Origin of the sequence: Tepidimonas sp. (genome assembly GCF_029335975.1) — a bacterium.
In the GTDB taxonomy this organism is placed as follows: domain Bacteria; phylum Pseudomonadota; class Gammaproteobacteria; order Burkholderiales; family Burkholderiaceae_C; genus Tepidimonas.
This window is the reverse complement of sequence record NZ_JARJMT020000174.1, coordinates 1-15,305: the sequence shown is the minus strand read 5'-3', so window position 1 is coordinate 15,305 and position 15,305 is coordinate 1. Positions and strand designations below refer to the sequence as shown.

General features: G+C 66.6%; 15 protein-coding genes and 1 tRNA gene. 2 read left to right on the top strand and 14 right to left on the bottom strand.

Annotated elements, in window-relative coordinates:
- The first annotated feature begins 166 nt into the window (after positions 1–166).
- Positions 167–251: transfer RNA gene (locus P3W97_RS09805), tRNA-Leu, on the top strand.
- Positions 252–260: 9 nt separating this feature from the next.
- Here P3W97_RS09805 and rimO read toward each other — a convergent pair.
- The 4 genes from rimO to P3W97_RS09785 form a co-directional block, all read right to left on the bottom strand.
- Complete coding sequence (gene rimO / locus P3W97_RS09800) at positions 261–1,670, bottom strand: 30S ribosomal protein S12 methylthiotransferase RimO (RefSeq protein ID WP_300846247.1); 1,410 nt, start codon at positions 1,668–1,670, stop codon at positions 261–263.
- A gap of 70 nt (positions 1,671–1,740) precedes the next feature.
- Positions 1,741–2,205 carry a polyhydroxyalkanoate synthesis repressor PhaR gene (phaR, locus tag P3W97_RS09795; protein WP_300846251.1) on the bottom strand — a complete coding sequence of 155 codons (465 nt, stop codon included), beginning with the start codon at positions 2,203–2,205 and terminating at the stop codon, positions 1,741–1,743.
- A gap of 268 nt (positions 2,206–2,473) precedes the next feature.
- Positions 2,474–3,262, bottom strand: a complete 789-nt coding sequence (gene rlmB / locus P3W97_RS09790; protein ID WP_300846245.1) for a 23S rRNA (guanosine(2251)-2'-O)-methyltransferase RlmB — start codon at positions 3,260–3,262, stop codon at positions 2,474–2,476.
- Positions 3,263–3,271: 9 nt separating this feature from the next.
- Complete coding sequence (locus P3W97_RS09785; RefSeq protein ID WP_300846243.1) at positions 3,272–3,946, bottom strand: ABC transporter ATP-binding protein; 675 nt, start codon at positions 3,944–3,946, stop codon at positions 3,272–3,274.
- Between the two features lie 68 nt (positions 3,947–4,014).
- Between P3W97_RS09785 and P3W97_RS09780 the strand changes: the two genes are divergently transcribed.
- On the top strand, positions 4,015–4,614 hold the full coding sequence (locus P3W97_RS09780) for an arylesterase (protein WP_300846249.1): 600 nt from the start codon (positions 4,015–4,017) through the stop codon (positions 4,612–4,614).
- Here the strand turns inward: P3W97_RS09780 and P3W97_RS09775 are convergent.
- From P3W97_RS09775 to bamB, 10 genes are all read right to left on the bottom strand, one after another.
- Positions 4,611–5,807: a PLP-dependent transferase gene (locus tag P3W97_RS09775; RefSeq protein ID WP_300846241.1), complete on the bottom strand. Its 1,197-nt coding sequence runs from the start codon at positions 5,805–5,807 to the stop codon at positions 4,611–4,613. The two genes, P3W97_RS09780 and P3W97_RS09775, sit on opposite strands and share 4 nt — an antisense overlap.
- A 5-nt stretch (positions 5,808–5,812) precedes the next feature.
- Positions 5,813–6,337 (bottom strand): phosphoribosyltransferase, encoded by a 525-nt coding sequence (locus tag P3W97_RS09770; RefSeq protein WP_300846239.1) that lies wholly within the window; start codon positions 6,335–6,337, stop codon positions 5,813–5,815.
- A gap of 33 nt (positions 6,338–6,370) precedes the next feature.
- On the bottom strand, positions 6,371–7,759 hold the full coding sequence (locus P3W97_RS09765) for an adenylosuccinate synthase (protein ID WP_300846237.1): 1,389 nt from the start codon (positions 7,757–7,759) through the stop codon (positions 6,371–6,373).
- A gap of 68 nt (positions 7,760–7,827) precedes the next feature.
- On the bottom strand, positions 7,828–9,009 hold the full coding sequence (locus tag P3W97_RS09760; protein WP_300846235.1) for an ATP phosphoribosyltransferase regulatory subunit: 1,182 nt from the start codon (positions 9,007–9,009) through the stop codon (positions 7,828–7,830).
- Positions 9,010–9,081: 72 nt separating this feature from the next.
- Positions 9,082–9,978 carry a protease modulator HflC gene (gene hflC, locus P3W97_RS09755; protein ID WP_300846248.1) on the bottom strand — a complete coding sequence of 299 codons (897 nt, stop codon included), beginning with the start codon at positions 9,976–9,978 and terminating at the stop codon, positions 9,082–9,084.
- Between the two features lie 17 nt (positions 9,979–9,995).
- Positions 9,996–11,363 (bottom strand): FtsH protease activity modulator HflK, encoded by a 1,368-nt coding sequence (gene hflK / locus P3W97_RS09750; protein WP_300846233.1) that lies wholly within the window; start codon positions 11,361–11,363, stop codon positions 9,996–9,998.
- Complete coding sequence (hflX, locus tag P3W97_RS09745) at positions 11,360–12,574, bottom strand: GTPase HflX (RefSeq protein ID WP_300846231.1); 1,215 nt, start codon at positions 12,572–12,574, stop codon at positions 11,360–11,362. The genes hflK and hflX overlap by 4 nt, the downstream gene beginning before the upstream one ends.
- Positions 12,571–12,825: an RNA chaperone Hfq gene (gene hfq, locus P3W97_RS09740; RefSeq protein WP_300846229.1), complete on the bottom strand. Its 255-nt coding sequence runs from the start codon at positions 12,823–12,825 to the stop codon at positions 12,571–12,573. Before hfq ends, hflX begins: the two co-directional genes overlap by 4 nt.
- A 93-nt stretch (positions 12,826–12,918) precedes the next feature.
- Positions 12,919–14,256, bottom strand: coding sequence for a ribosome biogenesis GTPase Der (der, locus tag P3W97_RS09735; RefSeq protein WP_300846228.1), 1,338 nt, complete (start codon positions 14,254–14,256; stop codon positions 12,919–12,921).
- The coding region (gene bamB / locus P3W97_RS09730; RefSeq protein ID WP_300846226.1) for an outer membrane protein assembly factor BamB at positions 14,253–15,305 on the bottom strand (1,053 nt) is incomplete at its 5' end. The genes bamB and der, both read right to left, overlap by 4 nt.

The following is a 15,305-nucleotide window of genomic DNA, read 5'->3' as shown; positions in this document are numbered from 1 at the left end:
CACCCCGACACCCGCTCCTACCGCGCCCCGGCCCGCGCAGCCGCCAAACCCGCCTGGGATGTGCCCCGGCGGGTATATTGTGGCGCTAACTCGATTGACTGCAGAGTGCTCCTTACTGCGGATTTCACAACCAGGATACTGGTTTACTACTTTTTATTCCTGAAGCGCCCAGGTGGCGGAATTGGTAGACGCTCTAGTTTCAGGTACTAGCGCCGAGAGGCGTGGAGGTTCGAGTCCTCTCCTGGGCACCAAAACGCGCTTCAAACCGGCAATCCGATCAAATCGTGGCCTTCTGCAGCCACGATGCGGGCCCGGATGAAATCCCCCGTGCGGTATGTCTTGCTGGCTTTTTCGGGTGGCAGCAAGCGCACGGTGCCATCGATCTCTGGCGCATCGGCGTAAGTGCGTCCCATCCCGCCCTTCTTGCCCAGACCCTGCGACTGGTCCACCAGCACCTGCATGGTGGCGCCGACACGGCGCTGCAGACGCTCCACGGCCAGGGCTTCGGCCACCGCCATGAAACGCGCTCGGCGCTCCTCGCGCAGCGCATCTGGCAGCGCGCCGGGCAGTGCATTGGCCGCCGCACCCTCCACCGGCGAGTAGGCAAAGCAGCCCGCGCGGTCGATCTGCGCCTGGCGTACGAAGTCGAGCAGGTGCGCGAATTCCTCTTCCGTCTCGCCGGGGAACCCGGCGATGAAGGTGCTGCGCACGACCAGTTCGGGGCAGATCTCGCGCCAGCGGCGGATGCGCTCGAGGTTGCGCTCACCGCTGGCGGGGCGCCTCATGCGCCGCAGCACATCCGGATGGCTGTGCTGGAATGGAACATCCAGGTAAGGCAACACCAGACCATCTGCCATCAGCGGCACGATATCGTCCACATGGGGATATGGATATACGTAGTGCAGCCGTACCCAGGCCCCGTGGGCGCGCGCCAGTGTGCCCAGCTCGCGCACCAGGTCGAGCATCCGCGTGCGCACGGGGCGCCCGTCCCAAAACCCGGTGCGGTACTGCACATCGACGCCGTAGGCGCTGGTATCTTGACTGACGACGAGCAGCTCTTTGACCCCGCCCTCGAACAGCCGCCGCGCTTCGGTGAGCACGTCGCCGATCGGGCGGCTGACCAGGTCGCCGCGCATCGACGGGATGATGCAGAAGGTGCAACGGTGGTTGCAACCCTCACTGATCTTCAGGTAGGCATAGTGGCGCGGGGTGAGCTTGACGCCGACGCCTTCGATGGCATTGCTCGGCGGGGGGACCAGGTCCACGAAGGGGTCGTGCGGCTTGGGTGCGTAGGCGTGGACGGCGTCGAGCACCTCGTCTGTGGCGTGCGGGCCGGTGACAGCCAGTACCGAAGGGTGCAGCGCCTTGACCAGATTGTCCCCGCGCGCATCGGAGCGCGCACCCAGACAGCCGGTGACGATGACTTTGCCATTGGCCGCCAATGCCTCGCCGATGGCGTCCAGGCTTTCCTTGACGGCGTCATCGATGAAGCCGCAGGTGTTGACGATGACCAAGTCTGCGCCTTCATAGTCGCGGCTGGTCCGATAGCCCTCGGCGCTCAGGCGGGTGAGGATGAGTTCGGAATCTGTCAGGGCCTTGGGGCAGCCCAGGCTGACAAAGCCAATGGTAGGCGCTTGGCCGCTGGGGCGATCAGGGGTTGAGATGGACATCCCTGTATTGTCTCAGGCCGCGCCGGCGCGCGCCCGGCCGCAGACAACGCTCCCGTGGGGGTCAGTGCGCTCAGTGGGGGCGCTTGACCCCAAAAGCGGCAAGCATCTGCTCTTGCATCTGTGCCAGCGCCTTTTGTGACTGAGCAAAGAAATTGCCCATCATCAGCGGCGTTTGCGCAGCGATGAATTGCTGCCACATCTCCGGGGCCAGCTCTTTGGCCTGCTCGGCCATCTTTTGCTGCAGCTCCATGAAGATCTGCAGATTGCGCTCCAGGTACGAGCCCATGAAGTCCTGCATGGCGTGGCCGTAGAAGCGGATGAGGTTGGCCAGCATCTTTTCCGAGAAAAGCGGCACGCCCGCGGTCTCCTCCTCCAGAATGATTTGCAGCAAGATGGAGCGGGTGAGATCCTCCCCAGTCTTGGCGTCGCGCACGACGAACGGCTTGGCACGCATGACCAGCGCCTTGACGTCGCTGAGCGTGATGTAGGACGACGAATCGGTGTCATACAGGCGGCGGTTGGGGTATTTTTTGATGACACGGACCGCAGGGCCGGCCGATTCGGGCGGCTGTGTGGCTTCAGATACGTCGGCCTTGGCCTTCGTTGACTGCACGAAACGGACTCCTGAGACGATGGCTGCAACACTGCCGTGCGAAGGCACGGACACCCCGTGGGGCATTGTAGAGCGGCCGGGGGGCCTAGCTGGGCGGGGATTTCCCGGCGTCGGCGCTGATATCGGGTCTGTGCCTGGGACGGGTTCGATACCCGCCGCACCAGGGGCGCACGACGGTTCAAGGACGGCGTCACGCGGGTGCGGGCGTCACCGCCGCTTGCCGCTGACGGACCGCTTCATATAAGCAAACCGCGCTGGCGACCGAGACATTCAAGCTCTCGACCGCCCCGCGCATGGGGATGGACACCAGCTCGTCGCATGTGCGGCGCACCAGGGGACGTATGCCCTTGCCCTCTGACCCCAGAACCACGGCCACGGGGCCGCGCCAGTCGTGTTGGTAGAGGCTGCGTGGGGCGTCGTCGCTGGTACCAATGATCCACAGCCCACGCTGTTTGAGTGCCTCGAGCGTGCGGGCCAGATTGGTGACCATGAAGTACGGGACCGTCTCGGCCGCCCCGCTGGCCACCTTGGCCACCGTGGCGTTGAGGCCGCAGGACTGGTCCTTGGGCGCGATGACGGCATGTGCCCCGGCCCCATCCGCTGCGCGCAGGCAGGCCCCCAGGTTGTGCGGATCGGTGACGCCATCGAGGACCAGCAGCAGCGCAGGATCGGCCCGGCGCTCGGCTTCGCTGCGGGCGTCCAATTGGTCCAATAAATCGTCCACGGTGCGGGCCTGCGCGACAGGCTGCACCCGGGCCACCACGCCCTGGTGATGGGCGCCGCCGGCCAACTTGGCCAGCCGAGGGCCGTCGGCCTCGATGATGCGCACCCCTGCCTGCTGCGCACGCAGCAGGAACTGGCGCATGCGGGCGTCGCGGCGGGTGGGGTCGGCGTAGACCTCCAACACCGTGGAGGGAGCGGTTTTCAGGCGCACGCCGACGGCATGAAAACCGAACAAGATTTTGATTTCGGACGACATGGGGCGCGATTATGCGGGGCGGGCACGGCCCGCTTCGATGAGGATACGGCGCTCACAGCGCGCGGCGATCGCCGGATCGTGCGTGACCAGCACCAGGGTGGTGCCGTGTTCGCGGTTCAAATCGAACATCAACTGCATGACGCGCTCGCCGGTGGCATGGTCGAGGCTGCCGGTCGGCTCATCGGCCAGCAACACCGCCGGTTCGACCACGAAGGCGCGCGCCAGGGCGACGCGCTGCTGCTCGCCACCGGACAGCACCCGGGGGTAGTGCCCGAGCCGCTCCTGCAGCCCCACGCGCTCGAGCATGCGCCGCGCAGCCGCGCGGGCGTCGCGCCGGCCGGCCAGTTCCAGCGGCAGCATGACGTTTTCCAGCGCGGTGAGGTTGCCCAGCAACTGAAAGCTCTGGAACACGAAGCCCACTTTGCGCGCCCGCAACGCGGCGCGCGCATCTTCGTCCAGCGCGAAAATGTCGACACCGTCTAAGTGAACCGTACCGGCAGTCGGGGTATCCAAACCGGCGATCAACGACAGCAGCGTACTTTTGCCCGAGCCGGATGCGCCGACGATCGCCAAGGTCTCGCCTGGCGCAACGGAAAACTCGATGTCATGCAGGATGCCGAGCGTGCCTGTGGCGTCGGTCACCGATTTGCACAGACGCTGTACGGCAATGATGGGTGTGGACATGAAAGGCCTTTGACTTGAACCGCAGAGACTGTAACGCCACCGTGCTGACCGCAACCGCACTCGCGTGCCTGCCTTTCAGAGCGGGCGCTGCCGAGCCGGGTTCCGGGGTGGTGATTTTGGTGGTTGGAGATTCCTTGAGCGCCGAATACGGATTGGCGCGTGGCACTGGATGGGTGGCGCTGTTGGAGCGGCGGCTGCAGGAAGAACGGCGCGCGGTGCGGGTGATCAACGCCAGCGTCAGTGGCGATACGACGGCTGGGGGCCGCTCGCGACTGGCGGCCCTGCTCGAGCGCCATCGCCCCGCTATCGTCGTGCTGGAGCTGGGCGGCAACGATGCCTTGCGCGGCCTGCCGTTGCAGACGACGCGCGACAACCTGCGCGCCATGATCCGCGCCAGTCGCGAGGCTGGCGCGCGCGTGCTGCTGCTGGGCATGGACATGCCGCCCAACTATGGCGAGCGCTATCGCGCCCAGTTCCGCGCCGTCTACACGGACCTGGCTCGGGAAGAAAAAGTGGGCCTGGTGCCGTTTTTCCTGGCCGGCGTCGCGGACGGCCCGCAAGCCGCTGCCCTGTTCCAGGACGACCGCATCCATCCCAACGAGCGGGCGCAGCCGATCTTGCGGGACAATGTGTGGCCCCATTTGCAGCGGCTGCTGCCGCGCGCCTAGCGCCCCAGTACATCCAGCGCTTGGGCAAGGTCCGCGCGCAGGTCCTCCACCTCCTCCAGACCCACGGCCAAGCGCACCAGCCGGGGGGCGTGAGGCCAAGGGCGCGCGCGCAGGGTCGGGATATCGTAGGGCACGCACAAGCTGACCGGACCGGCCCAGCTGTATCCCAGGCGAAACACCCGCAAGGCATCGCAGAACGCATCCACCCGTTGCGCGGGAATCGCCGGGTCGAACACAACGCTAAACAAGCAAGCTGCCGCACGGGCATCGCGACGCCAGGCAGCATGGCCGGGAGAATCCGCCAGCGCTGGGTGAAACACCTGGGCCACATGCGGCTGATGCTGCATCCATGCGGCCAGCTCGCGCGTCACCGCATCTTGCGCGTGGTAGCGCAAAGACAAGCTGGGCAGGCCGCGCAGCACGGCCTCGACATCGTTGGCACCGACGCCCAGGCCCAGGCGCATATGCGTCATCAGTAGCGCGTGGTGCAGGGCCTCGTCCCGCGTGACGACCGAGCCCATCAACACGTCGGCACCACCGCTGGGGTATTTGGTCAAGGCCTGCATGGCCATGTCCACCCCGAGATCGAACGGATTGAAGGCCACCCCGGCGCCCCATGTGTCGTCCAGTGCGGTGAGGATAGGCCGTGCGCGCTCCGCATTGGCAGCACGGACGGCGCCGACCAGCGCCGGCACGTCCGGAAACTCCAGCGTCACCGAGCCGGCCGCCTCCAGCCACACCAGGCGCGTCTGGGGCGTGATGGCCGCGGCCAAATCCGCGGGATCCATGGGATCGTAGATGCGGTGGCGAATGCCCCAGGCCGCCAGTTCGTGGGTGGCCAGCGCCTTGTTCGGGCCATAGGCATTGTCGGGGATCAATACCTCGTCGCCGGCACGCAAGAACGCCAGATCAACCAGCGCGATCGCCGCCAGACCGCTGGGAGCCAGCACGCAGTGGCGCCCTCCCTCCAACGTAGCCAGGCGTTCTTCTAAAGTGAAGGTGGTCGGCGTGCCGTGCAGACCGTAGGTGTAGCCGGACTTGTCCTGCCACTGGCGCTCGCGCATCGCCGCGACGTTGGGAAAGAAAACCGTCGAGGCCTTGTGCACCGGCACTGGCACGGCATCGAAGCCATCCGGTGCGCGGTAAGGATGGTGAATCAGGCGCGTGGCGGCGCCGGCGGGTGCGGCCCCCATGGCGGTCAGACCTTCCACTTGGCCAGCAGCTGCTCAGGCCGCAGGTTGTCGTAGCACTCGAAGGGCTGGTGAATCCACGGGTTGGTGGGCAGAAACTCCACCGAATAGTCGGGCTTGAAAATAGATACCCCCTTGGTCCAGATGACCGCACTGCGCAGCTCGGTAATCGGCGCGTAGTTGGAGCGCAGCATATCGATCACGGCCTTGAGCGTATGGCCGGAATCCGCCAGGTCATCCACCAGCAGGACGCGGCCCGCGATCTCGCCCTTGGGCGTGGTGATGTAGCGCGCGATGTCCAACTGCCCGCGCACCGTGCCGCCCTCGGCGCGGTAGGAGCTCGTGGACATGATGGCCAACGGTTTGTCGAAAATGCGGCTGAGAATGTCGCCCGGGCGCATGCCCCCGCGCGCCAGGCACAGGATGGTGTCGAAGACCCAGCCGGACTGGTGGATCTTGATCGCCAGCTTTTCGATCAGGTTGTGGTATTCGTCGTACGAGACGTACAGATGCTTGCCGTCTTCGGTGAGCATATCGGGGGTCTTTCGCGTGGCGCTGCGCGGGCCTCAAGCGGCGAAGGGATGCCGCACCAGAATGGTATGGTCGCGGTCCGGGCTTGTCGAGATGATGTGGATCGGCACCCCTGTGGTGGCCTCGATGCGCTCCAGGTAGCGGCGCGCATTGGCCGGCAGGTCCTCGTAGCGCGTGATGCCGGCGGTGGGCTCGCTCCAGCCCGGCAGCGTCTCGTAGATCGGCTCGCAGCGGGCAATCTCGTCGGCCCCGAGCGGCAGCAGGTCGATTTCGCGCCCGTCCAGGTGGTAGCCGACGCAAAGCTTGAGCTCCGGCAGGCCATCGAGCACGTCGAGCTTGGTGATGCACAGGCCCGACAGCCCATTGACCTGCGCCGAGCGTTTCAGCAGCGCGGCGTCGAACCATCCGCAGCGGCGCGCGCGACCGGTGGTGGTGCCCTTCTCGGCACCGACGGTGGCCATGTGCCAGCCCGGGGTGCCCTCGGTCTGCCAGTCGAGCTCGGTCGGGAACGGCCCGCCACCGACGCGCGTGCAGTAGGCCTTGGTGATGCCGAGCACGTAGTGCAGCAGCCCCGGGCCGACCCCGGAGCCGGCGGCGGCGTTGCCGGCCACGCAGTTGCTGGAGGTCACGAATGGGTAGGTGCCGTGGTCGATGTCCAGCAATGTGCCCTGGGCACCCTCGAACAGCAGGTTGGCGCCAGCGCGGTGCGCATCGTTGAGCTCGCGCGAGACGTCGGCCACCATCGGCCGCAGCAGCTCGGCCTGGCGCATCGCCTCTTCGTACACCGGCTCGAAGCGCACGCGCCCGCGCTCGATGTAGGGCGCCAGCGCCGGGCTCCACGCCAGCGTCTCGGAGCCGAGCAGCGTCACCAGCACGTGGTTGTGCAGATCCAGCAGCTCGCGCAGCTTGGCGGCGAAGCGCTCCGGGTATTGCAGGTCCTGCACGCGCAGCGCGCGGCGCGCCACCTTGTCCTCGTAGGCCGGGCCGATGCCGCGGCCGGTGGTGCCGATCTTGGCTGCGCCGGCCTTTTCCTTGGCGGACTCGCGCGCCACGTCCAGCGCGGCGTGAAACGGCAGGATCAGCGGGCAGGCCTCGCTGATACGCAGACGGCTGCGCACCTCCACGCCGGCGCGCTCCAGGCCCTCGATCTCCTCCAGCAGCTTGGCCGGCGACAGCACCACGCCGTTGCCGATGTAGCACTTCACGCCAGCGCGCATGATGCCGCTGGGGATCAGGTGCAGCGCCGTCTTGACGCCGCCAATGACCAGTGTGTGGCCCGCGTTGTGACCACCCTGGAAGCGCACCACGCCGTGCGCGGTCTCGGTCAGCCAGTCGACCAGCTTGCCCTTGCCTTCGTCACCCCACTGGGTGCCGACCACCACCACGTTGCGCCCCGGCTGGGGCTGGAACACCTTATCGTACATGGAGAAAATCGCTTCGATCGGTATCGCTGGGACAGCGGTTGGAGTAAACGCCGCATTGGGGCGCGGTATCAGTGCGTCGGCGTCGCCAGGGGTTGCACCACCCACGCGCCGTCGTGCTCGACCAATGCGCGATCGCAGGCAAATTCGTCGACTTCGTGCTCATGCCCGGGCAGCACGCACACCACGGTTTCGCCAGCCGCGCGCAGTCGGACAATGGCGGCGCGCAAGGATGCATCGTCGCGCCATGGCGCGCGGATGGCCGGCCGCAGCGCAGGTGGCGGCGCGAGTCGGACAAGCTGCTTGAGGTCTAGACTAAAACCGGCTGCGGGACGGCGACGTCCAAAAATGGCCCCCACCTCGTCGTAACGACCGCCGCGCGCGATTTCCTGCCGCTCAGCCCCGCCAGCGCCAAACAGCGCAAACCGCACCCCCGTGTAGTAGGCGTAGCCGCGCAGATCGGCCAGGTCGAACGTGACGCAGACCTGGGGGTCGCGCTCATGCAGACGCTCGGCCAGCCAGGCCAGATCGTCCAAGGCCCGTTGCAGGCGCTCTCCACCAGGCAGGCGCTGTCGGGCCTCGGACAGAACACCCGCATCGCCATACAGCTCGGGCAAAGCCAGCAGTCCGTTGCGCACCGCAGGCGGCAAATCCGCCGCCAGGGCAGCCAGGGCGGCCGCATCCTTGGCCGCCAGCGCGGCATGCAGTTGAGCGATGCGCGCCGCTGGCCATGCACAGCCATCCAGCACGGCATCGACGATGCGCACATCGCCCAAGTCCACCCCCAGCCGTGACAGCCCCGCCGCGCGCAGGCTGTCCAGCGCCAGGTCGAGGACTTCCAGATCGGCCTCCAGGCCAGCATGGCCGTAAATTTCGGCGCCAAACTGCAGCGGCTCGCGCGATCCGTTCGCGCCCGCTGCCCGGGTGTGCAGCACGGGGCCGCAGTAACACAAGCGCGTGATGCCCTGCCGGTTGAGCAAGTGGGCATCGATACGGGCGACCTGCGGCGTGGTATCCGCGCGCAGCCCCAGCATGCGGCCCGAGAGTTGATCGACCAGCTTGAAGGTCTGCAGATCCAAGGCCTCGCCGGTGCCTGTCAGCAGCGACTCCAGGTGTTCGAGCAAGGGCGGGATCACCAGCTCGTAGCCGTAACGGCGAGCGGCTTCGAGCAGTAAGCGGCGCAAATCCTCGATGTGGCGTGCCTCGGAGGGCAACACATCGGCAATGTGATCCGGCAGCAGCCAGGCAGACATGGGTGATTTGACAGCAGGCAAAGGCCGGATTCTACCCCGGCCCCAGCCTGGACTGCGCGAGGGCTGCGCCCGTCAGCGCGTGCCCGCCGTCGGCGCCGAGCCCTTGAAGGCCTTGAAAAATTCGGACGAGGGATCGACCACCAGTACATCGCCTTTGCCGGCAAAGCTGGCTTTGTAAGCCTCCAGGCTGCGGTAGAGCTGGGCGAACGCTGGGTCCTTGCCAAACGCCTGGCTGTAGATGCGGGCCGCTTCGGCGTCGCCCTCCCCCTTGATCTTTTGCGCCTGCCGGAAGGCCTCGGCCAGGATCACTTCGCGCTGGCGGTCGGCTTCGGCGCGGATCTTCTCGCCCTCGGCAAAGCCGGTGGAGCGCAGCTCATTGGCCACGCGCTTGCGCTCGGCCTCCATGCGGTCGTAGACCGAACGGGTGATCGACTCGGCATAGTCGATGCGCGAGATGCGCACATCAACCACATCCATGCCCCAGGGTTTTTCGGCACCGCGCACGGCCGCCAGCACTTCGCGCTGCACAGCGGCCATCAGTTCCTCGCGCTTGGCGGAAAGCAGTTCGCGCAGGGTGCGCTTGTTGACCTCTTGCTGAAAGGCGTTGCGCACCACGCGGTTGAGCTGGACGGCACCCGCGCGCTCGTCCAGCCCGACGTTGCGGATGTAAGCCGACGGGTCGGAGATGCGCCAGCGCACATACCAGTCGATGACCACGCGCTGCTTCTCAGCGGTCAAGGTCGGTTCGGTGTCCGTGCTCTCCAGCGTCAGCAGCCGTTTATCGATGTACGACACATTCTGGAACGGCGCTGGCAGCTTGAAGTTCAGCCCTGGCTCGGTGACCACTTTGCGAATCTGGCCAAACTGAAACACCACGCCGAACTGGCGCTGATCGACGACGAACAGGGTGGAGCTGACGATGGCCAGCAAAACCAACAAGGAAGAGACAATGAATCCGATTCGGTGCATCATGGCGTCGGCTCCGTTCAGCGCCCATCGCGGTCGCGGCTGCGCAGATCATCGCGTCCGCGCGCATCGGCGGCGGGCGGCGCGCTCGGCGCGGCGAGCGGCACAGGTGATGACAACGCCCCGCCCGGCTGCCCCGGCGCGGCGCTGACCTGCTGCATGATCTTGTCGAGCGGCAGATACAGCAGGCTGGACTGCTGACGGGTATCCACCATGATCTTCGTGACGCTGCTGTAGATCTGCTGCATAGCCTCCAGATAGAGGCGCTCACGCGTGACCTGCGGCGCCTTCGCATACTCGGCCTGCACCAATGAGAAGCGCTGCGCATCACCCTGGGCCTGCGCCACGATGCGGGCCTTGTAGCCTTCGGCTTCCTCGATCAGACGTGAGGCAGCGCCCCGGGCGCGCGGCACGACGTCGTTGGCGTAGGCCTCGGCCTCGTTCTTGGCGCGCTCGCGCTCTTGCCCAGCTTTGAGCACATCGTCAAAGGCCGCTTGCACTTGCTCGGGTGGACGCACCCCGCCGGCCTGCAAATTGATGCCAACGATCTCGATGCCGACGTTGTAGCGGTCCAGAATGTTTTGCATCAAAGTTCGCACACGGGGGGCAATCTGCTCGCGCTCCTCGGCCAAGGCGGCATCCATTTTCATCTTGCCGACTACTTCGCGCACCGCAGTCTCGGCCGCCTTGACCACCGCCGCATCGGGATCGCGGCTGCTGAACAGGTAAGCGCGCGCGTCGCTCAGGCGGTACTGCACGGCAAATTTGATCTCGACGATGTTTTCGTCTTCGGTCAGCATCGCCGATTCACGCAGGCCCGTGGCGCGCACGATCGCATCGCGTCCGATGTCCACCGAGCGGATCTGGGTGACGAACACCGATTCGTGGCGCTGGATGGGATACGGCAGCCGCCAGTTGAAGCCCGCGCCCACCGTGCTGTGGTAGCGGCCAAACTGTGTGATGACCGCCTGTTGGCCTTCTTGCACGATGAAAAAACCCGTGCCCAGCCAGATCAGCACAGCCACCCCGGCGATCAGCCCGGCGCCAATGCCCGCCCCTTTGGGATCGGGGCGCATCGGTGCATCTCCCTCTCCTCGGCCCCAGTCGGGCCCACCGGGCGGGCGACCTGCGCCGCGCCCGCCAAACAGGCTGCCCAGTTTGCGGTTGAAATCGCGCCACAGCTCGTCCAAGTCCGGCGGCGTTTGCCCGCCCGACGGGCGGCGCTGCCCCGCACCGTCGCGGGGCTCGTCATCGTCCCCACGCCCCCAGCGCGGATCGTTGAGGTTGAACACCGCACGCAGGCGGCGCGCCCAGTCTGCCCGAGACCCCAAGCCCAGGCGGTCAGGCCTGCGTCCAGAAGGTCGTGCGCCCAAGGGATAGTCGCTCATGGATGAAAACGTGGATCGTTGGATGGCATGCGAATTGTGCCGAATTGCGGCCCACCCGCATCGCCATCGGGAATCGCGAGATGCTCGCGCACAGCGTCGGCCAGCACCGCCCGCAGCACGTCGAGCCCCTCGCCCGTCTGCGCACTCACAAAGACACGAGTCACCTGGCGTCCTTCGAGTTCCGTGAGGTCTCGATGCAGGCGCGGGCGTCGCTCGGGTGGCAGGGCGTCGATTTTGTTGAACACCAGCACCTGCGAGACATCGGACGCGCCGATCTCGTGCAGCACCCGCTGCACGTCTTCGATCTGCTCCGGATGCTGCGGATTGGCTGCATCGACCACATGCAGTAGCACGTCGGCGTCGCGCGCCTCCTGCAAGGTGGCGGCAAACGCCTCGACCAACGTGTGCGGCAGGTCGCGGATGAAGCCAACCGTGTCTGACAGGGAGACATTGCAGCCGGCTTCGCCCAGGTACATCTGGCGCGTGGTGGTGTCGAGCGTTGCGAACAACTGGTCGGCCGCATAGGCCCGGGCCTTGACCAGCGCGTTGAACAGCGTGGACTTGCCGGCGTTGGTGTAGCCAACCAGCGATAGGGTGAAGGTGCCACGGCGCTCGCGTTGGCGGCGCTGGGTGCGACGCTGGCGCTTGACCCGCTCGAGCCGCTCGCGGGTGCGCTGGATCGCCTGGGCAATCATGCGCCGGTCCAACTCGATCTGGGTCTCTCCGGGGCCCCCGCGCAAGCCGATGCCGCCCGTCTGACGCTCCAGGTGCGACCAGCGCCGCACCAGCCGCGTCGACAGATAGCGCAGCCGCGCCAGTTCCACCTGCAGCTTGCCCTCGTGGCTGCGGGCCCGCTGGGCGAAAATATCCAAAATCAGCAATACCCGGTCGTTGACCGGCATGTTGAGGTATCGCTCGAGATTGCGCTGCTGCGCCGGACTCAGGGACTGGTCGAACAGCACTTCGGTGGCGCCATGCGCGGCAGCGAGCGCCGCGATTTCGTCGGCCTTGCCGCTGCCGACATACAACGCCGCATCGGGTGCGCGGCGGCGGCAGACCACCCTGTCACACACCCGGTATCCCGCCGACTGGGCCAATTGAGCCAGTTCCTCGAGGGTGGCATCGAAATGCGGCTGGCCGATGTCGACGCCGACGAGAATGACTCCCGGCGCCGAATCGCCAGCCGGAGATGCCGGGACGGATGCGGTCACGGTGCCGACGCAGCCTCGGCCGCCTGGCCTGCCGTGAACTGAACCGGTCGGCCCGGCACGATGGTGGAGATGGCGTGCTTGTACACCATCTGGGTGACGGTGTTGCGCAGCAGAACCACGTATTGATCGAAGGATTCGATCTGGCCTTGCAGCTTGATGCCGTTGACCAGGTAGATCGACACCGGCACATGCTCGCGGCGCAGCAGATTCAGAAACGGGTCCTGGAGGAGTTGGCCTTTGTTGTTGCTCACGATATTTTCCGTGTTCCGTCAGAGAAGGGGACGCAGAACATACCACAAACGGGCGCGGCGTGCGCAGGCGGCGGCCCTTGCGCGCAGCGCAGCTCAGTGGTAAGGATTTTCCTGCATCTTGAATTCGATGCGCAGCGGCGTGCCGACGAGGTCGAACGCCTTGCGAAAACGCGCTTCCAGGTAGCGCCGGTAGGCATCGCCCACGTGTTCGAGTGAGTTGCCGTGAATGACGATGACCGGCGGATTCTGCCCGCCCTGGTGCGCGTAGCGCAGCTTGGGACGAAACATTCCGCTCTTACGCGGCGCCTGGAAAGCGACGGCCTCCTGCAGCAGGCGCGTCAGCACGGGCGTGGGCATCTTGACCATGGCCGAGGCATAGGCCTGGGCGATGGACTTCCACAGCGCCTGGATACCCTGGCGCTTGCGCGCGGAAATGAAGTGCAGCGGCGCAAACTTCAAGAAGGCCAGCCGCACCTCGAGCGCGCGCTGCAATTGCTGGCGTTGGTAGTCATCCACCGCGTCCCATTTGTTGACAGCCACGACCACCGAGCGGCCACTGTCCAGGATGTAGCCGGCAATGTGGGCGTCCTGGTCGGTGACACCCTGCGTCGCATCGAGCAGCAGCAATACGACGTGCGCGCTCTCGATGGCCTGCAGCGTCTTGACGACGGAAAACTTTTCCACCGCTTCGAACACTCGGCCCTTGCGGCGCAAGCCGGCGGTGTCGATCAGTTCGAAACGACGCCCTTCGCGCTCGAAGGGCACGCGGATGGCGTCCCGCGTGGTGCCGGGCAGGTCGAACGCGACCAGCCGTTCCTCGCCCAGCCAGGCGTTGATCAAGGTGGACTTGCCAACATTGGGGCGGCCAGCGACAGCAAGCCGGATCGCCTCCTCGGCAGCCACGTCGGACTCGGGGGTGTCATCGGGCCAGATGAGGTGATCGAGCGCGGCTTCGACCATCGAGCGCACGCCCTGGCCATGGGCAGCCGAAACCGGGATCACCTCCCCTAAGCCCAACTCGTAAAACTCGGCCAATTGCGCCCCCTCACGCATGCCTTCGGCCTTGTTGGCCACCAGCAAGCAGGGCTTGGCCAAGCGGCGCAGATAGTCGGCGATTTCGTGGTCCTGCGCACTCAACCCGGCCCGTGCGTCCACGACGAAGACCACCACATCCGCCTCGGCGACGGCCTGGCGAGTCTGCTTGGCCATCTCGCGATAGATGCCGTCGGTGGCGTCCGGCTCGAAGCCGCCGGTGTCGATGACGATGAACTCGCGCCGCCCCAGCCGGGCGTTGCCATAGTGGCGATCGCGGGTGAGGCCCGGCATATCCGCCACAATGGCATCCCGGCTCTTGGTGAGCCGGTTGAACAGCGTGGATTTGCCGACATTGGGGCGGCCAACCAGCGCGACGACGGGCTTGAAGGCGGTCATTCGGGGCGCCAGGCGAATACGCCACCGTTGCGGGTCACCGCCAGCAGGGTATTGCCGACCAGCAGCGGGCCGTCGACGATGGGCGAGCCATCCGTCGGCAGCCGGTTCAGGAAAGACCCATCGGCGCGCGACAGCAGGTGCACATACCCCTGCGCATCCCCCACTGCGAGGGATCGTCCCACGGCCAGCGGCGCCGACAGGCCCCGGTGCAGCAGTCGCTCGTTGGTCCACACCCGCGCCCCATCTTCGCGCCGCAGGGCGATGACCCGACCATTCGATTCCACCCCATAGACGCGCTCGGCATCGGCCTGCACCCCCGTCGTGCCGTCGGCTGGCTGGGTCCAGAGCACGCGGCCACTTTGGGTATCCACACAGCCGATCGCGGACTGGAAGGCACGCGCGCACAGCACGTCGCGGTCGCGCCCGACGCGGCCCACCAAATCGACGAGTCGCTCGATTTCGTTCGCGCCGCGCGATCGGCCGATGGCGACGTCCCACAGCACGCGCCCCGTATCGGGATCCAGTCCGACCAGTCGGCCCCCGATTCCGACGACCAGGGTGTTACCCACCGCGCCCAACACCCCGGCTTGGAGCAGCACGAGGGGCTCGGTCCCGCGGCTGGTTTGCGACCACAGGCGCGCGCCCGTCGCGGCGTCGAAAGCCTGCACGCTGCGGTCGCCCCCCAGCACGAACACCCGTTCACCGGCCACGAACGGCGGCGTGAAGATGCGCGCGGGCAGCCGCTGGCGCCAGAGTTGGCCGCCTTCGCTCAGCACCACCAAATCATTTTCGCGGGTCACGACCGCCGCACGACGGCCATCGAATCCCACCCCGGCCGCCATGGGAGCCCCGGTCTCGGCCCGCCAGCGCACGCGGCCGCTCTCGCCATCCAGCACGGTCACCGTGCCTGCGGCATTGACCAGCGCCACCGCCGCGCCGTGGACGGCCGGCACCAGCAGCGGATTCACGGGACCGAGCGCCTGCGTCCACACCTGCCGTGCCGGCACGAGCGCGGCCACCGGCTCCAGCGGCATGGGCTCGGGTTTGCG